Origin of the sequence: Micromonospora sp. NPDC049559 (assembly GCF_040676675.1) — a bacterium.
Taxonomy (GTDB): domain Bacteria; phylum Actinomycetota; class Actinomycetes; order Mycobacteriales; family Micromonosporaceae; genus JBFAPK01.
Genome location: NZ_JBFAPK010000029.1, coordinates 104,644 through 118,716, shown reverse-complemented (window position 1 = coordinate 118,716; position 14,073 = coordinate 104,644). Strand labels below are relative to the sequence as shown.

16 protein-coding genes and 3 tRNA genes are annotated in these 14,073 nt (G+C 70.4%); 2 read left to right on the top strand and 17 right to left on the bottom strand.

The genetic code is table 11. The features are described from left to right. Positions 1–228: 228 nt before the first annotated feature. The 16 genes from rplL to AB0J86_RS27050 all read right to left on the bottom strand — a co-directional run bounded on the left by rplL (position 229) and on the right by AB0J86_RS27050 (position 10,843). Entirely contained in the window at positions 229–618 is a 390-nt protein-coding gene (rplL, locus tag AB0J86_RS27125) for a 50S ribosomal protein L7/L12 (RefSeq protein WP_363860430.1), read from the bottom strand. A gap of 55 nt (positions 619–673) precedes the next feature. Next, a complete protein-coding gene (rplJ, locus tag AB0J86_RS27120) occupies positions 674–1,219 on the bottom strand; it encodes a 50S ribosomal protein L10 (RefSeq protein ID WP_363860429.1) in 546 nt (181 codons plus the stop codon). Between the two features lie 304 nt (positions 1,220–1,523). Further along, positions 1,524–2,213, bottom strand: a complete 690-nt coding sequence (locus AB0J86_RS27115) for a hypothetical protein (RefSeq protein WP_363860428.1) — start codon at positions 2,211–2,213, stop codon at positions 1,524–1,526. Between the two features lie 13 nt (positions 2,214–2,226). Further along, complete coding sequence (locus tag AB0J86_RS27110; protein ID WP_363860427.1) at positions 2,227–2,979, bottom strand: ABC transporter ATP-binding protein; 753 nt, start codon at positions 2,977–2,979, stop codon at positions 2,227–2,229. A 410-nt stretch (positions 2,980–3,389) separates the two neighbouring features. Continuing rightward, positions 3,390–4,100 (bottom strand): 50S ribosomal protein L1, encoded by a 711-nt coding sequence (gene rplA / locus AB0J86_RS27105; RefSeq protein ID WP_363860426.1) that lies wholly within the window; start codon positions 4,098–4,100, stop codon positions 3,390–3,392. A gap of 88 nt (positions 4,101–4,188) precedes the next feature. After that, entirely contained in the window at positions 4,189–4,620 is a 432-nt protein-coding gene (gene rplK / locus AB0J86_RS27100) for a 50S ribosomal protein L11 (RefSeq protein WP_363860425.1), read from the bottom strand. Positions 4,621–4,834: 214 nt separating this feature from the next. Beyond that, on the bottom strand, positions 4,835–5,563 hold the full coding sequence (gene nusG, locus AB0J86_RS27095) for a transcription termination/antitermination protein NusG (protein WP_363860424.1): 729 nt from the start codon (positions 5,561–5,563) through the stop codon (positions 4,835–4,837). A 38-nt stretch (positions 5,564–5,601) separates the two neighbouring features. Further along, positions 5,602–5,988 carry a preprotein translocase subunit SecE gene (gene secE, locus AB0J86_RS27090; protein ID WP_363860423.1) on the bottom strand — a complete coding sequence of 129 codons (387 nt, stop codon included), beginning with the start codon at positions 5,986–5,988 and terminating at the stop codon, positions 5,602–5,604. 116 nt (positions 5,989–6,104) lie between these two features. Next, positions 6,105–6,177: transfer RNA gene (locus AB0J86_RS27085), tRNA-Trp, on the bottom strand. 128 nt (positions 6,178–6,305) lie between these two features. Next, a complete protein-coding gene (locus AB0J86_RS27080) occupies positions 6,306–6,698 on the bottom strand; it encodes a MaoC family dehydratase (protein ID WP_363860422.1) in 393 nt (130 codons plus the stop codon). A gap of 1 nt (position 6,699) precedes the next feature. Beyond that, positions 6,700–7,149, bottom strand: coding sequence for a MaoC family dehydratase N-terminal domain-containing protein (locus AB0J86_RS27075; RefSeq protein WP_363860421.1), 450 nt, complete (start codon positions 7,147–7,149; stop codon positions 6,700–6,702). Between the two features lie 187 nt (positions 7,150–7,336). Next, positions 7,337–7,504 carry a 50S ribosomal protein L33 gene (gene rpmG, locus AB0J86_RS27070; protein WP_007073056.1) on the bottom strand — a complete coding sequence of 56 codons (168 nt, stop codon included), beginning with the start codon at positions 7,502–7,504 and terminating at the stop codon, positions 7,337–7,339. A gap of 132 nt (positions 7,505–7,636) precedes the next feature. Then, positions 7,637–7,709: transfer RNA gene (locus tag AB0J86_RS27065), tRNA-Met, on the bottom strand. A gap of 26 nt (positions 7,710–7,735) precedes the next feature. After that, positions 7,736–7,808 (bottom strand) — tRNA-Thr (locus tag AB0J86_RS27060). A 265-nt stretch (positions 7,809–8,073) separates the two neighbouring features. Continuing rightward, entirely contained in the window at positions 8,074–10,605 is a 2,532-nt protein-coding gene (locus AB0J86_RS27055; RefSeq protein ID WP_363860420.1) for a bifunctional diguanylate cyclase/phosphodiesterase, read from the bottom strand. 76 nt (positions 10,606–10,681) lie between these two features. After that, a complete protein-coding gene (locus tag AB0J86_RS27050) occupies positions 10,682–10,843 on the bottom strand; it encodes a hypothetical protein (protein ID WP_363860419.1) in 162 nt (53 codons plus the stop codon). 911 nt (positions 10,844–11,754) lie between these two features. Between AB0J86_RS27050 and AB0J86_RS27045 the strand changes: the two genes are divergently transcribed. Next, a complete protein-coding gene (locus tag AB0J86_RS27045) occupies positions 11,755–12,990 on the top strand; it encodes a low temperature requirement protein A (protein WP_363860418.1) in 1,236 nt (411 codons plus the stop codon). A gap of 105 nt (positions 12,991–13,095) precedes the next feature. Continuing rightward, positions 13,096–13,404, top strand: a complete 309-nt coding sequence (locus tag AB0J86_RS27040; protein WP_363860417.1) for a hypothetical protein — start codon at positions 13,096–13,098, stop codon at positions 13,402–13,404. Between the two features lie 11 nt (positions 13,405–13,415). Here the strand turns inward: AB0J86_RS27040 and AB0J86_RS27035 are convergent, their stop codons facing one another. Continuing rightward, entirely contained in the window at positions 13,416–14,069 is a 654-nt protein-coding gene (locus AB0J86_RS27035; protein ID WP_363860438.1) for an HAD-IA family hydrolase, read from the bottom strand. Positions 14,070–14,073 lie beyond the last annotated feature (4 nt).

Sequence of the window (14,073 nt, the reverse complement as noted above, 5' to 3'; positions counted from 1 at the left end):
CACACCCCCACCCAACTCTGCTCCCCCCCCGCGCCTTTCCCCTATCCCGGGGGGGGGGGGGGGGGGGCCGCCCGGCCGGGGGGGGGGGGGGGGCGCCCCCCCCCCCCCCCCGCCGGCGACGCGATGTGCGTCAGGTCACCGCACGGGGACGGCGCCATCCCCGTACCGCCCGGGTCCGCGACCGAGATCGAGGGTGCCGGACGGGGCCGCCGGTCGGCGGCCGGCGAACTACTTCAGGGTGACCTTGGCGCCCTCGGCCTCGAGCTTGGCCTTCGCCTTGTCCGCGTTCTCCTTGTTGGCCTTCTCCAGGACCGGCTTGGGCGCGCCCTCGACCAGGTCCTTGGCCTCCTTCAGGCCCAGGCCGGTCAGCTCGCGGACGACCTTGATGACCTGGATCTTCTTGCCGCCGTCGGCCTCGAGGATGACGTCGAACTCGTCCTTCTCCGGCTCGGCCTCGGCCGGAGCGGCACCGCCGCCACCGCCGCCCTGAACCATCGCCACCGGCGCGGCGGCGGTGACCTCGAAGGTCTCCTCGAACTGCTTCACGAAGTCCGACAGCTCGATCAGCGTCATCTCCTTGAACGCGTCGAGCAGCTCTTCGGTGCTGAGCTTCGCCATGTCTGGCGTCCTTTCCCTATTTCTCTAACGAACGACCGGTGCGTCGAGCGGACCGTCAGGCCTGCTCGGCACCCTCCTTTTCGCGCTTGTCCTGCAGGGCGGCCGCGAGGCGGGCGGTCTTCGCCAGCGGCGCCTGGAACAGGGCCGCGGCCTTGCTCAGGTTGCCCTTCATCGCGCCGGCCAGCTTGGCCAGCAGCACCTCGCGGGACTCCAGGTCGGCGAGCTTGTTGACCTCGTCCGCACTGATCGCCTTGCCCTCGAACACGCCGCCCTTGATCTTGAGCAGCGGGTTGGCCTTAGCGAACTCGCGCAGGCCCTTCGCCGCCTCAACGACGTCGCCGGAGACGAAGGTCAGCGCGGTAGGACCGGTGAACAGCGTGTCGAGGCCCTCGATGCCAGCGTCCGTCGCAGCGCGCTTGGCCAGCGTGTTCTTCGCGACCGAGTAGGTGGTTTCCCGGCCCAGCGAGCGGCGCAGCTGGGTGAGCTGGGCGACCGTGAGGCCGCGGTACTCGGTCAGCACGGTCGCGTTCGAGGACCGGAACTGCTCGGTGAGCTCGGCGACGGCGGTGGCTTTGTCGGCCCGAACCGGCTTGTCCGCCATGTCCCTCCTCTCTCATTGCTCCAGGCTGGCTCGCCGACGCGGGGTCGGCGGTGCGGGAACCGCGGCAACGAGAAAAGCCCCGGCGCAGGGCGCACGGGGCGGACACGATCATCCGAGGATGACCCGACGCGACACCGTCTCCCCCTGCGCGGGTCGCCCGTCACTGCGGGACCTTCGATCGTGCCGGAGCACGATGACCAGCGGTCTCTGGGTGGTTACGAATCGCACCCGGCCTGAGGCCGGGCACTCGCCCCACAGTACGCGACGCCCCAGGTCACCACCAAATCACCCCGGGTGGCCCGGGTCACCACCGGCGGCGCAGCCAGGCGTACCCGGTCAGGACGGCGGCGCTCCAGAGCAGCGCCTGGAGGGTGAGCGTGACCACCGCGACCCCGTCCGGCCCGCCGCTGAGCGCCCGGGCCGTCGCCATCACGGGCGGCGCGAGCCACGGCGCCACCGAGTTCTTCAACCCCATCACCACCGCGCCGACCGCCCCGCCGACGAGCACGACGATCCCGTACGTGGTGCTCCGCGTGGCCGCCCGGCTGGCCAGGGCGCCGAGCGCCACCGCCGCCGGTACCGCCAGCAGGTGCGCCCAGACGCCGAGCGTGATCCCCTCCGACAGGGGCGCCTCGCCGGCCGAGCGTGGTCCCCTGATCCCACCGACCAGCCACGGCAGCACGAGCGCGACCACGACCGTCACCAGCGCGGCCAGCGTCGCGGCGAGCAGCCCGGCGACCAGCTCGCGGTACCGGCTGCCGACCGCCACCAGGGCGAGGCGGCGCTGCACGTCCGGCTCCGCGTCGAGCAGCAACTTGGCCTGCCAGGCCAGCACCGGGAAGAGCACGGCCGCGGAGACGCCGTACGCCTCGCCGGCCTGCGCCTGCCCGCCGCCGTAGAGGACGCCGAGCACCACCAGCCCCGCGATCAGCGGCGCGAGCGCCCGACCGGTACGCACGAAACCGGTCAGACGCATCCGGACGAGCGCGAACATCCCCGACTCCCCCTCAACCGATCTCGGACGGGTCGGCCTGGCGTACCCGCAGCACCTGGTGCCCGGCGGCGCGCAGGGCGGCGGCCGTGTCGGCGGCCCGGGTGGCGGGGACGGCGACCTCGACGACCGCCATCCCCTCCCGCTCCGACTCCGGAACGGTGACCGAGACCGTACCGTCGGCCACGCTCCACTGCCGCGCGCCGGGCAGCCGGGCGGTCTCGCCCCGGTGGTCGCTGACCAGCACGGCGCCGCCCCCGTCGCGCACCTGCCGGATCAGTAGCGGCACCTGCTCCCGGGTGGCCGCGTCGAGCCCCTCCCACGGCTCGTCCAGCACCAGCAGGTCGGGCGGGCGGAGCAGGGCGGCCGCGAGGCCCACCTTCTGGGCGGTGCCCTTGGAAAGCTCGGGCAGCCGGACGTCGAGGTACGGCACCACGCCGAGCCGCTCCGTCCACGCCCCGGTCGCGTCGCGGCTGGCGGCGGCCGAGAGCCCGCGCAGCCGGCCCATCGAGGTCAGGTACTGCCGGATAGTGAACGGCTGGTCGGCGGGGAAGCGCTCGGGGACCCAGCCAACCACGCGGGGCCGGTCCCGTACCCTGCCGCGGGTCGGCCGGAGGACGCCGGCCGCGAGCTGGAGCAGCGTGGACTTGCCCACGCCGTTGCGCCCGAGCACGACGGCCACCTCGCCCGGCGAGATCTCCACGTCGACGCCGCGCAGCACCCACGGTGTCCGCCGGCCGTACCGCAACCAGACATCCTCCAGCCGCATGACAGGAAGCCTCGCATGAATCGCCCGTCGCGGCTGCCCCGGGCCCCGGGCCGGCGCCACGAACCATGACGTGGAAGGTGCGGCACGCGGACCACGGCACCAACCCGCGAACAGGACCCGGACAGGTACGGGACAACACCCACGGCCCGGCGGCCAAGCGACGAACGACGACCCGGCGGGGTGGGGCCGGGTCGCCCACGACGGGATCAAGCCTGACCGCCCAGAGTGGGCGATCCGGCCCCCACCCCCACAAACCCGCCGGCGCCCCACCCACCCGGCGCCCCCACAAACCCAGCGCCGGGCGAACCCGGCGGCCCAACAGCGGCCAGCCACCCACCCGGACCGGACAAAAAAGATCGAGGGCGCCCCGAAGGACGCCCTCGATCCCGGTCCGTGTCGCGAGGCCGCGATCAGGCCTCGACGGCCTCGCGGAGGTTCTTCACCACGTTCGGGTCGACCGGAACGCCCGGCCCCATCGTCGTGGTCAGGGTGACCTTCTTGAGGTACTTGCCCTTGGCCGCGGACGGCTTGGCGCGCAGCACCTCGTCGAGCACCGCGGCGTAGTTGTCGATCAGCTGGTTCTCGGAGAACGAGGCCTTGCCGATGATCAGGTGCAGGTTGGAGTGCTTGTCCACCCGGAAGGTGATCTTTCCGCCCTTGATGTCCGCGACCGCCTTGGTGATGTCCATCGTCACCGTGCCGGTCTTCGGGTTCGGCATGAGACCGCGCGGGCCCAGGATCCGCGCGATCCGACCGATCTTGGCCATCTGGTCCGGGGTGGCGATGGCGGCGTCGAACTCCAGCCAGCCCTCCTGGATCCGGGCGACCAGCTCGTCCGTGCCGACCTCGTCGGCGCCGGCGGCGACGGCCTCGTCGGCCTTGGCCCCCGCGGCGAACACGATCACGCGGGCGGTCTTGCCGGTGCCGTGCGGCAGGTTGACCGTGCCGCGGACCATCTGGTCCGCCTTACGCGGGTCGACGCCGAGGCGCATCGCGACCTCGACCGTGGCGTCGAACTTGACGTTGGTCGTCTCCTTGGCGAGCTTGACCGCCTCGGCGGGGGTGTAGAGCTTCGCCCGGTCGACGGCCTCGGCGGCCTTGCGGTAGTTCTTGCTACGCATCTCGAATTACTCCTGTGGTTTCTGGCGGGCCGCGGACGCCGCGTACCCTCCCACGAACTTGGGCTGGCTTAGGGGGAGGTCGCGGACGTCAGTCCTTGACCGTGATCCCCATCGAACGCGCGGTGCCGGCGATGATCTTCTCGGCCTGCTCGACGTCGTTGGCGTTGAGGTCGGCCATCTTCCGCTCGGCGATCTCGCGCAGCTGCGCCCGGGTCACCGAGCCGACCTTCTGGCTCTGCGGCACGCCGGAGCCCTTTTGCACGCCGGCCGCCTTGATCAGCAGGCGCGCCGCGGGCGGGGTCTTCAGCACGAAGGTGAAGGACCGGTCCTCGTACACGCTGATCTCGGCGGGGACGATGTCACCGCGCTGCGACTCGGTCTGCGCGTTGTAGGACTTGCAGAACTCCATGATGTTCACGCCGTGCTGACCCAGCGCGGGGCCGACCGGCGGCGCCGGGGTGGCCTGGCCCGCCGGCAGCTGCAGCGTGAACGTCTTGACGAGCTTCTTCTTGGGAGGCATGTCTCTTCCTGGGGCTTGGACTGGTGGATGTGCACCTGGCGCCGGGCGCGCACGGTCAGCACGGGGCGCGGGCGACGTTCTAGGGTAGCGCAGGAGTCGCCGGGCCCGGCCGCCGAGGGTCCGGACCGGGCCGGGCCGGCCCGGTCTCGCGCCGGGCGAGGGATCGGGCCGGACCGGTCGGGGCAGCGCCCCGACGCGTCAGCTCCGGCCAGCGCTAGATCTTGGCGACCTGGTTGAAGTTCAGCTCGACCGGGGTCTCGCGACCGAAGATCGACACCAGCACCTTGAGCTTCTGCTGGTCGGCGTTGATCTCACTGATCGTGGCCGGCAGCGAGGCGAAGGCGCCGTCGGTGACGGTGACCGAGTCGCCGACCTCGAAGTCGAGGACCTTGATCTCCGGCTTGGCCTTCTTCTGCTCGCCCGTCTCCACGGCCGGGGCGAGCCACTTGATCACCTCGTCGAGCGAGAGCGGCGCGGGCCGGTCGGCCCGGTCCGTCGCGCCGACGAAGCCGGTGACCCCGGGAGTGTTGCGTACGCAGGAGTACGACTCCGCGGTGAGCTCCATCCGGACCAGGATGTAGCCGGGGAAGACCTTGGCCTGCACCTGCGAGCGCTTGCCGTTCTTGACCTCGACCTCTTCGCGGGTCGGCACCTCGACCTGGTAGATGAACTCCTCCATGTCGAGGGAGGTGATCCGGGTCTCGAGGTTGGTCTTGACCTTGTTCTCGTAACCCGCGTACGAGTGCACCACGTACCAGTCGCCCGGGGCGTAACGCAGCTTCTGTCGCAGCTCCGCCACCGGGTCGTAGTTCTCGTCCGACTCCGGCTCGGTGGGGTTGACGAAACTCGACTCGTTGGCGGCCTCGACCGACTCGTCATCCGCCGCCGTCGCCACCGAGGACTGCTCGTCCACGGACTCGGCGGTCTCGTCGTACTCAGGCACGCTCGCTCACTTCCGTCACTATCTGCTGTGTCAGCTGCTCAGCCGCCGTTGCCGAAGACGAACAACACGCCCTTGGCGAAGCCGAAGTCCAGCCCGGCCACGATCGTCAGCATCACGGCCACGAACACGACCACCACGGCGGTGTAGGTCAGCAGCTCCTTGCGGGTCGGCCAGATGACCTTACGCAGTTCGGCCACGATCTCGCGGAAAAACCGCCCGAGCCGGCCGAATATTCCCACCCGACCGGTGCCGGCCTTGGCCTTCCGGCTGTCGGCGGGGTCCGCCTTGGTGCGCTCACGAGTGGCCGTGCCGCCGCCCCGGGCGGCCGGCTCGTCGGCGTCATCGTCGACGGCGTCGTCGATCGTCTCGTCGTCGAGGCGGTCGTCGGCGGCGTCGTCCTCGCCGCGCCGATTGCTCTCGGCCACTTCGCCCTCCGTCGCGGGTGTCGGTTCGCACGTCGGTGGACGCACGCGTACTGGTCCTACCGTCCCGGGACGGGCCGGCCGAACTCCGACCCCCGGGAACGGTCAGGCCTCAGGCGCAGGGGTGACAGGACTTGAACCTGCAGCCTGCGGTTTTGGAGACCGCTGCTCTGCCAATTGAGCTACACCCCTGTGCGGGAAGGAGCCACCCGCTCCGGCACGCATGCCTGGTCGGGAGGCCACTTGCCCCACGGCGGACCAGTGTACGGGTACGACCGCAACTTTCCCAACCGGTCCCGCGACGCGCGCCGGACGACCTCTCAACCCCGGCTACGCACGGTGGCCTTGGCCTGGCCCAGCACCTTCACACCCAGGCAGGTCGCGGTCAGTTCGAGCCGGGTCAGCCCGTCCTCGGTGACCTCCTTGACCACCGCGCTGACCTCGATCTCGGTCCCCTCGTCGTCGTCCGGTACCACCACCGGGCGGGTGAAGCGGACGCTGTAGTCCACCACCGCGTCCGGCGAGCCGGCCCACTCGGTGACCGCGCGGCCCACCAGCGCCATCGTGTACATGCCGTGCGCGATCACCCCGGGGAGCCCCACCTTCGTGGCGAACCGGTCGCTCCAGTGGATCGGGTTGAAGTCCCCCGAGGCTCCGGCGTACCGGACCAGATCGGCCCGGGTGATCCGGAAGGTCTTCACCGGTAGTTCCACGTCAGCCCTCTTCCCCGCGTACGACGAGCTTCGACCAGACGGTGACCACCGGCTCGCCGGCGACCGTCGCGACCTCGGTCCGGGTGGTCAGGAAGTCGTGCCCCGCCCGGGAGGTGATCTCCTCGATGGTGTTCACACAGACCAGCTCGTCGCCGGCCGCCACCGGGCGGGTGTACGCGAAGCGCTGGTCGCCGTGGACCACCCGGCTGTAGTCCACGCCCAGGGCGGGATCCTCGACGATCTGGGCGGTGGCCGCCATCGTCATCACGAACGGGAAGGTCGGCGGCGCCACGACGTCGGGGTGACCCAGCTCACGCGCGGCGGCGGGATCGTGGTACGCCGGGTCGGTGGCACCGATCGCGGTGGCGAACTCACGGATCTTCTCGCGCCCCACCAGGTACGGGGCGGTCGGCGGGTAGCTCCGGCCGACGAAGGACGGGTCCAAGGGCATGCCGGTGAAGATACCCGGCGGGGCCGCCGGGTCGGCCGGCCGGAGAGGTCGTGCGCCGGCGGGCCTCCCGCGCACGCGGAAACGCCGATCCGGTCCGAGGCGCGTCGGGCGCGCTCTCGGGCCGGATCGGCGTTTTCGAAGCTACGGGTGCGAGCGGTGCTGGGAGCCGGCGCGGGGCCGGCGGTGATCAGCGGGTCTCGCGGTGAACGGTGTGCCGGCCGTCCCGGGGGCAGAACTTCTTCAGCTCGATGCGGTCCGGGTCGTTGCGGCGGTTCTTGCGCGTGATGTAGTTGCGCTCCTTGCACTCCACACACGCCAAAGTGATCTTCGGACGGACATCGGTCGCCTTGGCCACGGCGGAGGGCCTTCCTCGCTAGCGGAACAACTACAACGCACCAGCGTAGACGCTAGCTGCGCGGACATGCAAAGCGGGCGCCACTGGCGCCCGTCACCTTCGGGACTCCGGGAAGATCCCGGCGGCCAGAAGTAGCGGTGGCCGGACTTGAACCGGCGACACAGCGATTATGAGCCGCTTGCTCTGCCAACTGAGCTACACCGCCGTACCTGGGTCCGGCTAGACCCACTGAGCCCCCTTACGGAATCGAACCGTAGACCTTCTCCTTACCATGGAGACGCTCTGCCGACTGAGCTAAGGGGGCCTCCGCGCGATCTCCCCGGGAGGCGCGCAGGGATTAGAGTACACGGCCCCGATCCAGAGGTGAAATCAGAGCCCCCACCCTCCGGCGCCGCTCGGGTTCGCGCAGCTCAGAGCGCTCGACGGCGGGCCGGCAGGCGCGGCACGGCAGCGCGAGCCTCCGGGCGGAAGGTGCGGCGGTGACGGCTGGGCGCGTGGTGGCCTCGGCGCGGTGTTCCGCCCGCTCGCTCGCGGGTCGGACCGGATCCGGGCGGGGCGGGCGGGAACCGTCAGGGAACGACCCGCAGCCGCCGTACGTCGGCCGGAACGGCCCCGTCCGCCTCCGGCTGCGCCCCGAACCAGGCCTCCAACCGTTCGTACGGCAGCGGCCGGCTGAACAGGAAACCCTGCCCGATCTCACAGCCGATGTCCTGGAGCAGTTCGAGGGTCAGCTCGCTCTCTACCCCCTCGGCCACCACGGTCAGCCCGAACTGCTGGGCCAGGGTCACCACCGCGTTGACGATCGCGAGGTCGCCGGGGTCGGTCGCCATGCCCTGGACGAAGGAGCGGTCGACCTTCACCTCGTGCACCGGCAACCGGCGCAGGTGGGCCAGCGGGGAGGAGCCGGTGCCGAAGTCGTCGACGGAGAGCCGTACGCCGATCTCCCGGAGCCGCCGGAGGGTCGGCATGGGCCGATCCGTGCCGTCGAGTACGCCGACCTCCTTGATCTCGAAGGTCAGCCGGTCGGGCGGCACCGCGTACTCGGCGAGCAGGTCCTGCACCAGGCCGGGGAAGTCGACGTCGCTCAGCGTACGGGCGGAGAGGTTGACCGCGACGGCGAGCGGCCGGTCGACGGCGCTCCAGTCGCGGCTGCGCCGCAACCCCTCCCGGAGCACCACCTCCGTCAGCCGGCTCAGCTGTCCGGTGTGCTCGGCGACCGCGACGAAGTCCTCCGGCGCGACCGCACCGTGGGCGGGATGCTCCCAGCGGGCCAGGCACTCCACCCCGACCAGACTCCGGTCACCGAGGGTCACCTTCGGCTGGAAGTAGACCTGCAGATCGCCGTTGTCCAACGCCTGGCGCAGGTCCGCGGCGAGGCCGAGCCGGCGCATGGACCGGGACTCGAGGCCGGTGCTGAAGAGCTGGATCCCGCCGGGGGTCGTCTTGGCGGCGGAGGCGGCGAGATCCACCCGCTGCAGCAGCAGGGCCGGGTCGCTGCCGTGGTCCGGGTGCACCGCCACCCCGACGGCCGTGTCCACGTCGAGGGTCAGCGCGTCGAAGACCATCTGGTCGCGGATCTGGGCGCGCAGCTCGGTGGCGAGGGCGAGCGCCGAGTCGGCGCTCTCGACCCGCAGGGTCACCACGAACTCGTCGCCGCTGAGCCGGCCGACGAGCGCGCCCGGGGGTGCGGAGGAGCGCAACCGGTTGGCCACCTCGACCAGCACCTTGTCCCCCGCGGCGTACCCGAGGGACTCGTTGACCCGGCGCAGGGCGTCGACGTCGAAGAGGAGTACGGCGACCATCTCGCCGGGCGCGCGTACCCGGACCGCCTCGTCCAGCGCCTCGGTGACCCGCCGCCGGTTCGGCAGCTTGGTCAGCCCGTCGTGGTACGCGTCGTAGCGCAGCCGGTCGACGAGCCGCGAGTTCTCCAGCGCGACCGCCACGTGCGCGGCCACGGTCTCGAACACGGGAACGTCGGCCGTCGCGAAATGGCCGAGGTCACCGAGCCGGTTCACCACCTCCAGCGTTCCGATCACGGCCTGGCCGGACCGGAGTGGAACAACGATCACGTCCTTCACGCCGCTTCCGCGGAGCTGTTCCCGGAGTTGCTCGTCGCCACGGACGCGCTCACCTAGGGCAATGGTGCGGCCCTGCTCGGTCGCACGCTCCCGGACGACCGAGGGTGCCTTCGCGAAGTCGAGCAGGCCCGGGTCGTGTACGCGGGCGGTGAGCAGGATTTCGGGGTGCCGGCCCTGCGCGGGCACCCACAGCGTCGCGTATTCGGCCTGCATCAGGGCTCGAACCCGGCCCAGTAACGAGTCCGCCAGCGTGCCGTCCTGCCGGCTCTCGGACATCGCGCGGGTCAGGTCGTACATGTCCGTGAGGGTGCGGTGCTGGCGGAAGAACCGCGCGTAGGACGCGTAAACGAAGATGAGGGCGGCGGTCAAGGCCCCCAGTGGGATCACAGACCACCAGGTGGCGACCAGCGTGATCAGGATGATCAGGCCGATCGCGACGTTGATGACCGCGGTCGCGAGGGCGGTCGAGGCCGCCCTGCGCAGCGCATCCCATCCGGCCTGCCAGCCTTGGACCAGCGTGATAACGCCGATCACGGAGGCGAGGGTGACGAGGGTGACGAGGGTGACCGCGGCGAAGAGGACGCCCCACGTGCCGGGTCCGGTGCCCTTGATCGGCGGCAGGGCCAGAAGCAGCAAACTTCCCAGCGAGGCGGCTGCGGCGGCGCGTGCGACGTTGAACCAGAACTTCGCCGGCCCGAGCTTACGGCGCAGTTGGATAATCAGCGCCGCAAGCGTGTAGACGAGCACCACAGTGAGCGGTGGCAGGAAGAAAAACGCGAGAACCAGGGGGATCTCGGTCAACGAGACGGAGAGCGCCTGCCCCCGGGTCACGAACGTCAGGATCGGCAGGCCGGCGGCCACCATGAACACCAGCAGAAGGCCGGCGCCGAACCACCCGCCGAACCAACTATCACCGGCCAGGCCCACCAGGATCGAGCAGAGTACTGTGAGAAGGCTCAGCGGGCCGGTGATCAGCCAGGCGAGCTCGTTGGATCTCTTCGTTGGCTTCTCGCGCCTGACCATCCCGCCCCCTCATCGCCCACGACGCGACTTCGTCAGCTGTGCGCTAAGGGGTCGCTCACACGCCGACGCCCCAGGGTTACAGATGCGACGCGTCGAGAACAGCCGCCGGCACCGAGGCCGACCATTCCCAGTCGTCGGTGCGCAGAGTGCCGTCGTCGGCGGCACCAAGAAGAACGGCGGCGATTGCCATGAGTGCCAGGGTCGTGCCGAGCAGCCGGCCCAGTCTTCGAGCAGACATCGGTTGCTCCTGTCGAGGATGGTGGAGAAAGAGGTGGCATGGAGGTTCCCATGATGGTGCCACAATCCCGGAAGGCGGCAAAGCTGCAGCAGCCCGGACGGGCCCCCGGCGAGAAAGTTTAACCGTTCGGTAGGGACAAGTCCGCCGGCCGGACGCAACCCCATCACCCCTCGAACCGGGGTCTGATTCACTCAACGCCCAACGAGACCTCTCGTGCCAATCGGCCTCCGCACACGAATGCGTCGTGTCCATCATGTACGACTTAACCAGGTATTTCGGGCATGCGATGCAACGTTTCCTGCGGCTGGCCACCCACCGGACCACGTTCGATGGTCCGGCAGCCCGGGCCTCGCCCCCAGCAAGGCGCACATGGGCGGCTCCCGCAACCACCCAGACGTCACCGCGCAGATCCGCACCAGGAACCGGTACGGAGTGGCGAAGGAAGCACCGAAAGTAGTGTCGCGGGCGCGGCAAGCCGTTCCATCGCAATTGTTGTATCCCATCCGGGTAACGCTGCGCACCTAAACGATCGCAATCATCGAAATACGTCTCATCAAATTTTCTGTACTCGGCGCCAGCGGTTCGTAATTCATTGCCAACTCGGTTTGGGTGGACACGGTCAGTGACCGGGAGTCGAGCCTTTCCGACCCCCGTGGTCGACTTAGGCGAACCTGGCGTGGCCGCCCGCCCTCCCGCCCCGCCGACCCGTACCGCTGCGACCGACAGCGCGCCGGCGGGCCCGCCGGCGCCGGCGCGGGCTGGGCGGCGTGGTTCGCCCGGCGTCGAGTGGGCGGGTCGGCCAGACGTGGAGTTCCGGGAGCAGGCCGCAGCGGTGGGACGAGGCGGCGAGGGCCGGCGCAACCCCGTAGGCGACCACCTCGTTACTGCCACAGGGCGGACAGGGACGGGAGATGGTGGCGGGACGCGGTGCCGAGCTGCTGCGCCCTGCGACGAGCTCGGGGCGCGCCACGTTCCTGGAGCTCTTCTTCGACCTGGCCTTCGTCGTCGCCCTCACCCGGGTCTCGCAACGGTTCGCCGACCTCGGCGGCGACACCGGCTGGGCGCTCGTTGCCGGGCTCGGTCGTACCCTGCTGCTGTTCCTGGCGCTCTGGTTGATCTGGTCGCACACCGCCTGGATCACCAGTCGGTACGAGCCGGAGCGGTCGATCATCCAGGCGGTCGTGGTCGGAACCATGTTCGCCGCACTGGTGATGGCGGTGACGCTGCCGCGCGCCATGGAGGAGCGGGCGTTGCCGTTCACGGTCGCGTACCTGCTGGTGACGGTGGTGCGGCCGCTGGTGGTCGCTGTTGCGCTGCGTGGCCATCCACGACGGCTGGTGCCGTTTCGGCTCGCCGCGTGGGCGGCGGTTTCCGCGCCGCTCTGGCTGCTCGGCGCGTTGGGCCCGGACCGGCTTCGCCTGCCGCTATGGGCCGCCGCGCTCGCCGTGGACTACCTCGCCTGGGCTCTCGGCTGGCCGCTGCCGTGGCTCGGGGCCGCGGCGGTGGGCCGCTGGCGGATCGCCGGGCAACATCTGGCCGAGCGTCACCAGCAGATGTTCCTCGTCGCGCTCGGCGAGTCGATTATGGTCATCGCCCTCGCCTTCAGTGGCGTGGACTACTCCGCGCAGCGCGCCGCCGCCTTCGGGGTCGCGTTCACCACGAGCGCGCTGCTGTGGCGGATCTACTTCCACCGCGCCGGTCTGTTGCTGACCGAGGCGTTGGGTCGGGCGGGCATGCCCGGCCAGTTGGGTACGGCGTTGGAACGGACGCACGTGTTGATCGTGCTCAGCGTGCTCGTCACCGCGGTCGGCTACGAGTTGGTGATCGCCCATCCGTACGGGCCGGTGCGGCCGACGTGGCTCCTGTTCGTGGTGGGCGGTCCGGTGCTCTTCCTCGGCGCTCGGATGCGGCTGGATTACCAGATCTTCGGCCGGGTCCCGCGGTCGCGGATACTCGGCTTGGTGGTCCTGCTACTGGTCACGGCGGCGTTGGCCCGCTGGTCGCCGATGGTCGGACTGAGCGTGGTGGCCGGAGTGCTGGCCCTTGTCGCGGTGCTCGACGCGTTGCGAAATCGGCAGCGGCCGCGGGAGGATCCCGCCTCGCCGATCGGGCGGGAGACGCCCGGCAGTCAGGGGTCCGAGGAATGACCGCGCGCTACCGACCAGCAAGAACGCCGATCAGCACGGACACGGCGGCGCGGATTGACACACGGGGCGCCAACTAAGATCCGGTAGCCACGTCGGAGGGGTCGGATGGAGACATGGCGGTTCCTGGCGGGCGTCGTCACGAGCCTGGCTCTGAGCCTCGCGGGCGTCTGCCTGGCCACCAACTTTCGCGGCGTCACTGAGTGGCACGTGCGGCGGTCAACGTCGAACGCGAGCGTGCTGCGGCGAGTTCCACCGTGGCGCCGGTTGCCGGACGACCCGCACGAGAGGCGTCTAGCGCGCTTCGTCCTGCTGGAGCGGCTGGTTGGCGCGGCCTTCGCGGTGACCGGCGTCCTGATCTTGGTTGGTGTCGGCTACGGCATCTTGACCGGCCAGCCCGTGCGGATGGTGAAGTAGGCGGGCGCATCTCAGTCTCCGGCCAACTCGACGAATACCGTAGCTATCGCTTCCATGCTCGTGATCACGACATCAGCCCCAGCGGCGCGAAGCGCCTCGACCTTGGTTGGTCGGTTCGCGTAGCCGATCACCGGCACGCCGGCGGCCCGCGCCCCCTCGATGTCCGACAGCGAGTCGCCCACGAGCACGCAGCGGCCCGGCGACTCGTTGAGGTCTTGAACGGCCCGCAGGATCGGTTCCGGGTTCGGCTTCATCCGGTCCGGGTCGGCATACGCCCGTCCGATCATGACCGAGACATACTCGGCGAGGCGGTGTGCGGCCAGGTACGCAGCGACGGCGCCCGCCGAATTGTTGCTGACCACTGCCACGGACCGCCCTGCCCGCCGGGCGGCCACGATGACCTCTCGGCTGTGGGCCGTAGGTTCGGCAGTCTCCACGGCACGACGCTCTGCGGCACAGAGCGCATCCTCAACGATCCGCGTGGCCTCTCGGTTGCCGGTTGCACCCATCCAGCGCAGCACTTCAAGGGGATCCGGCTCGATGGCGAGGCTCGCTGGGAAGTCGATGCCCTGGCGCCGGAGCACGTCGACCAGTTCGACCGCGATCCGCGGGGCGGGGTAGCCCGCGAAGACGCCGCAGACCGGGCCGTCGAAGTCGAGTAGCACCGGG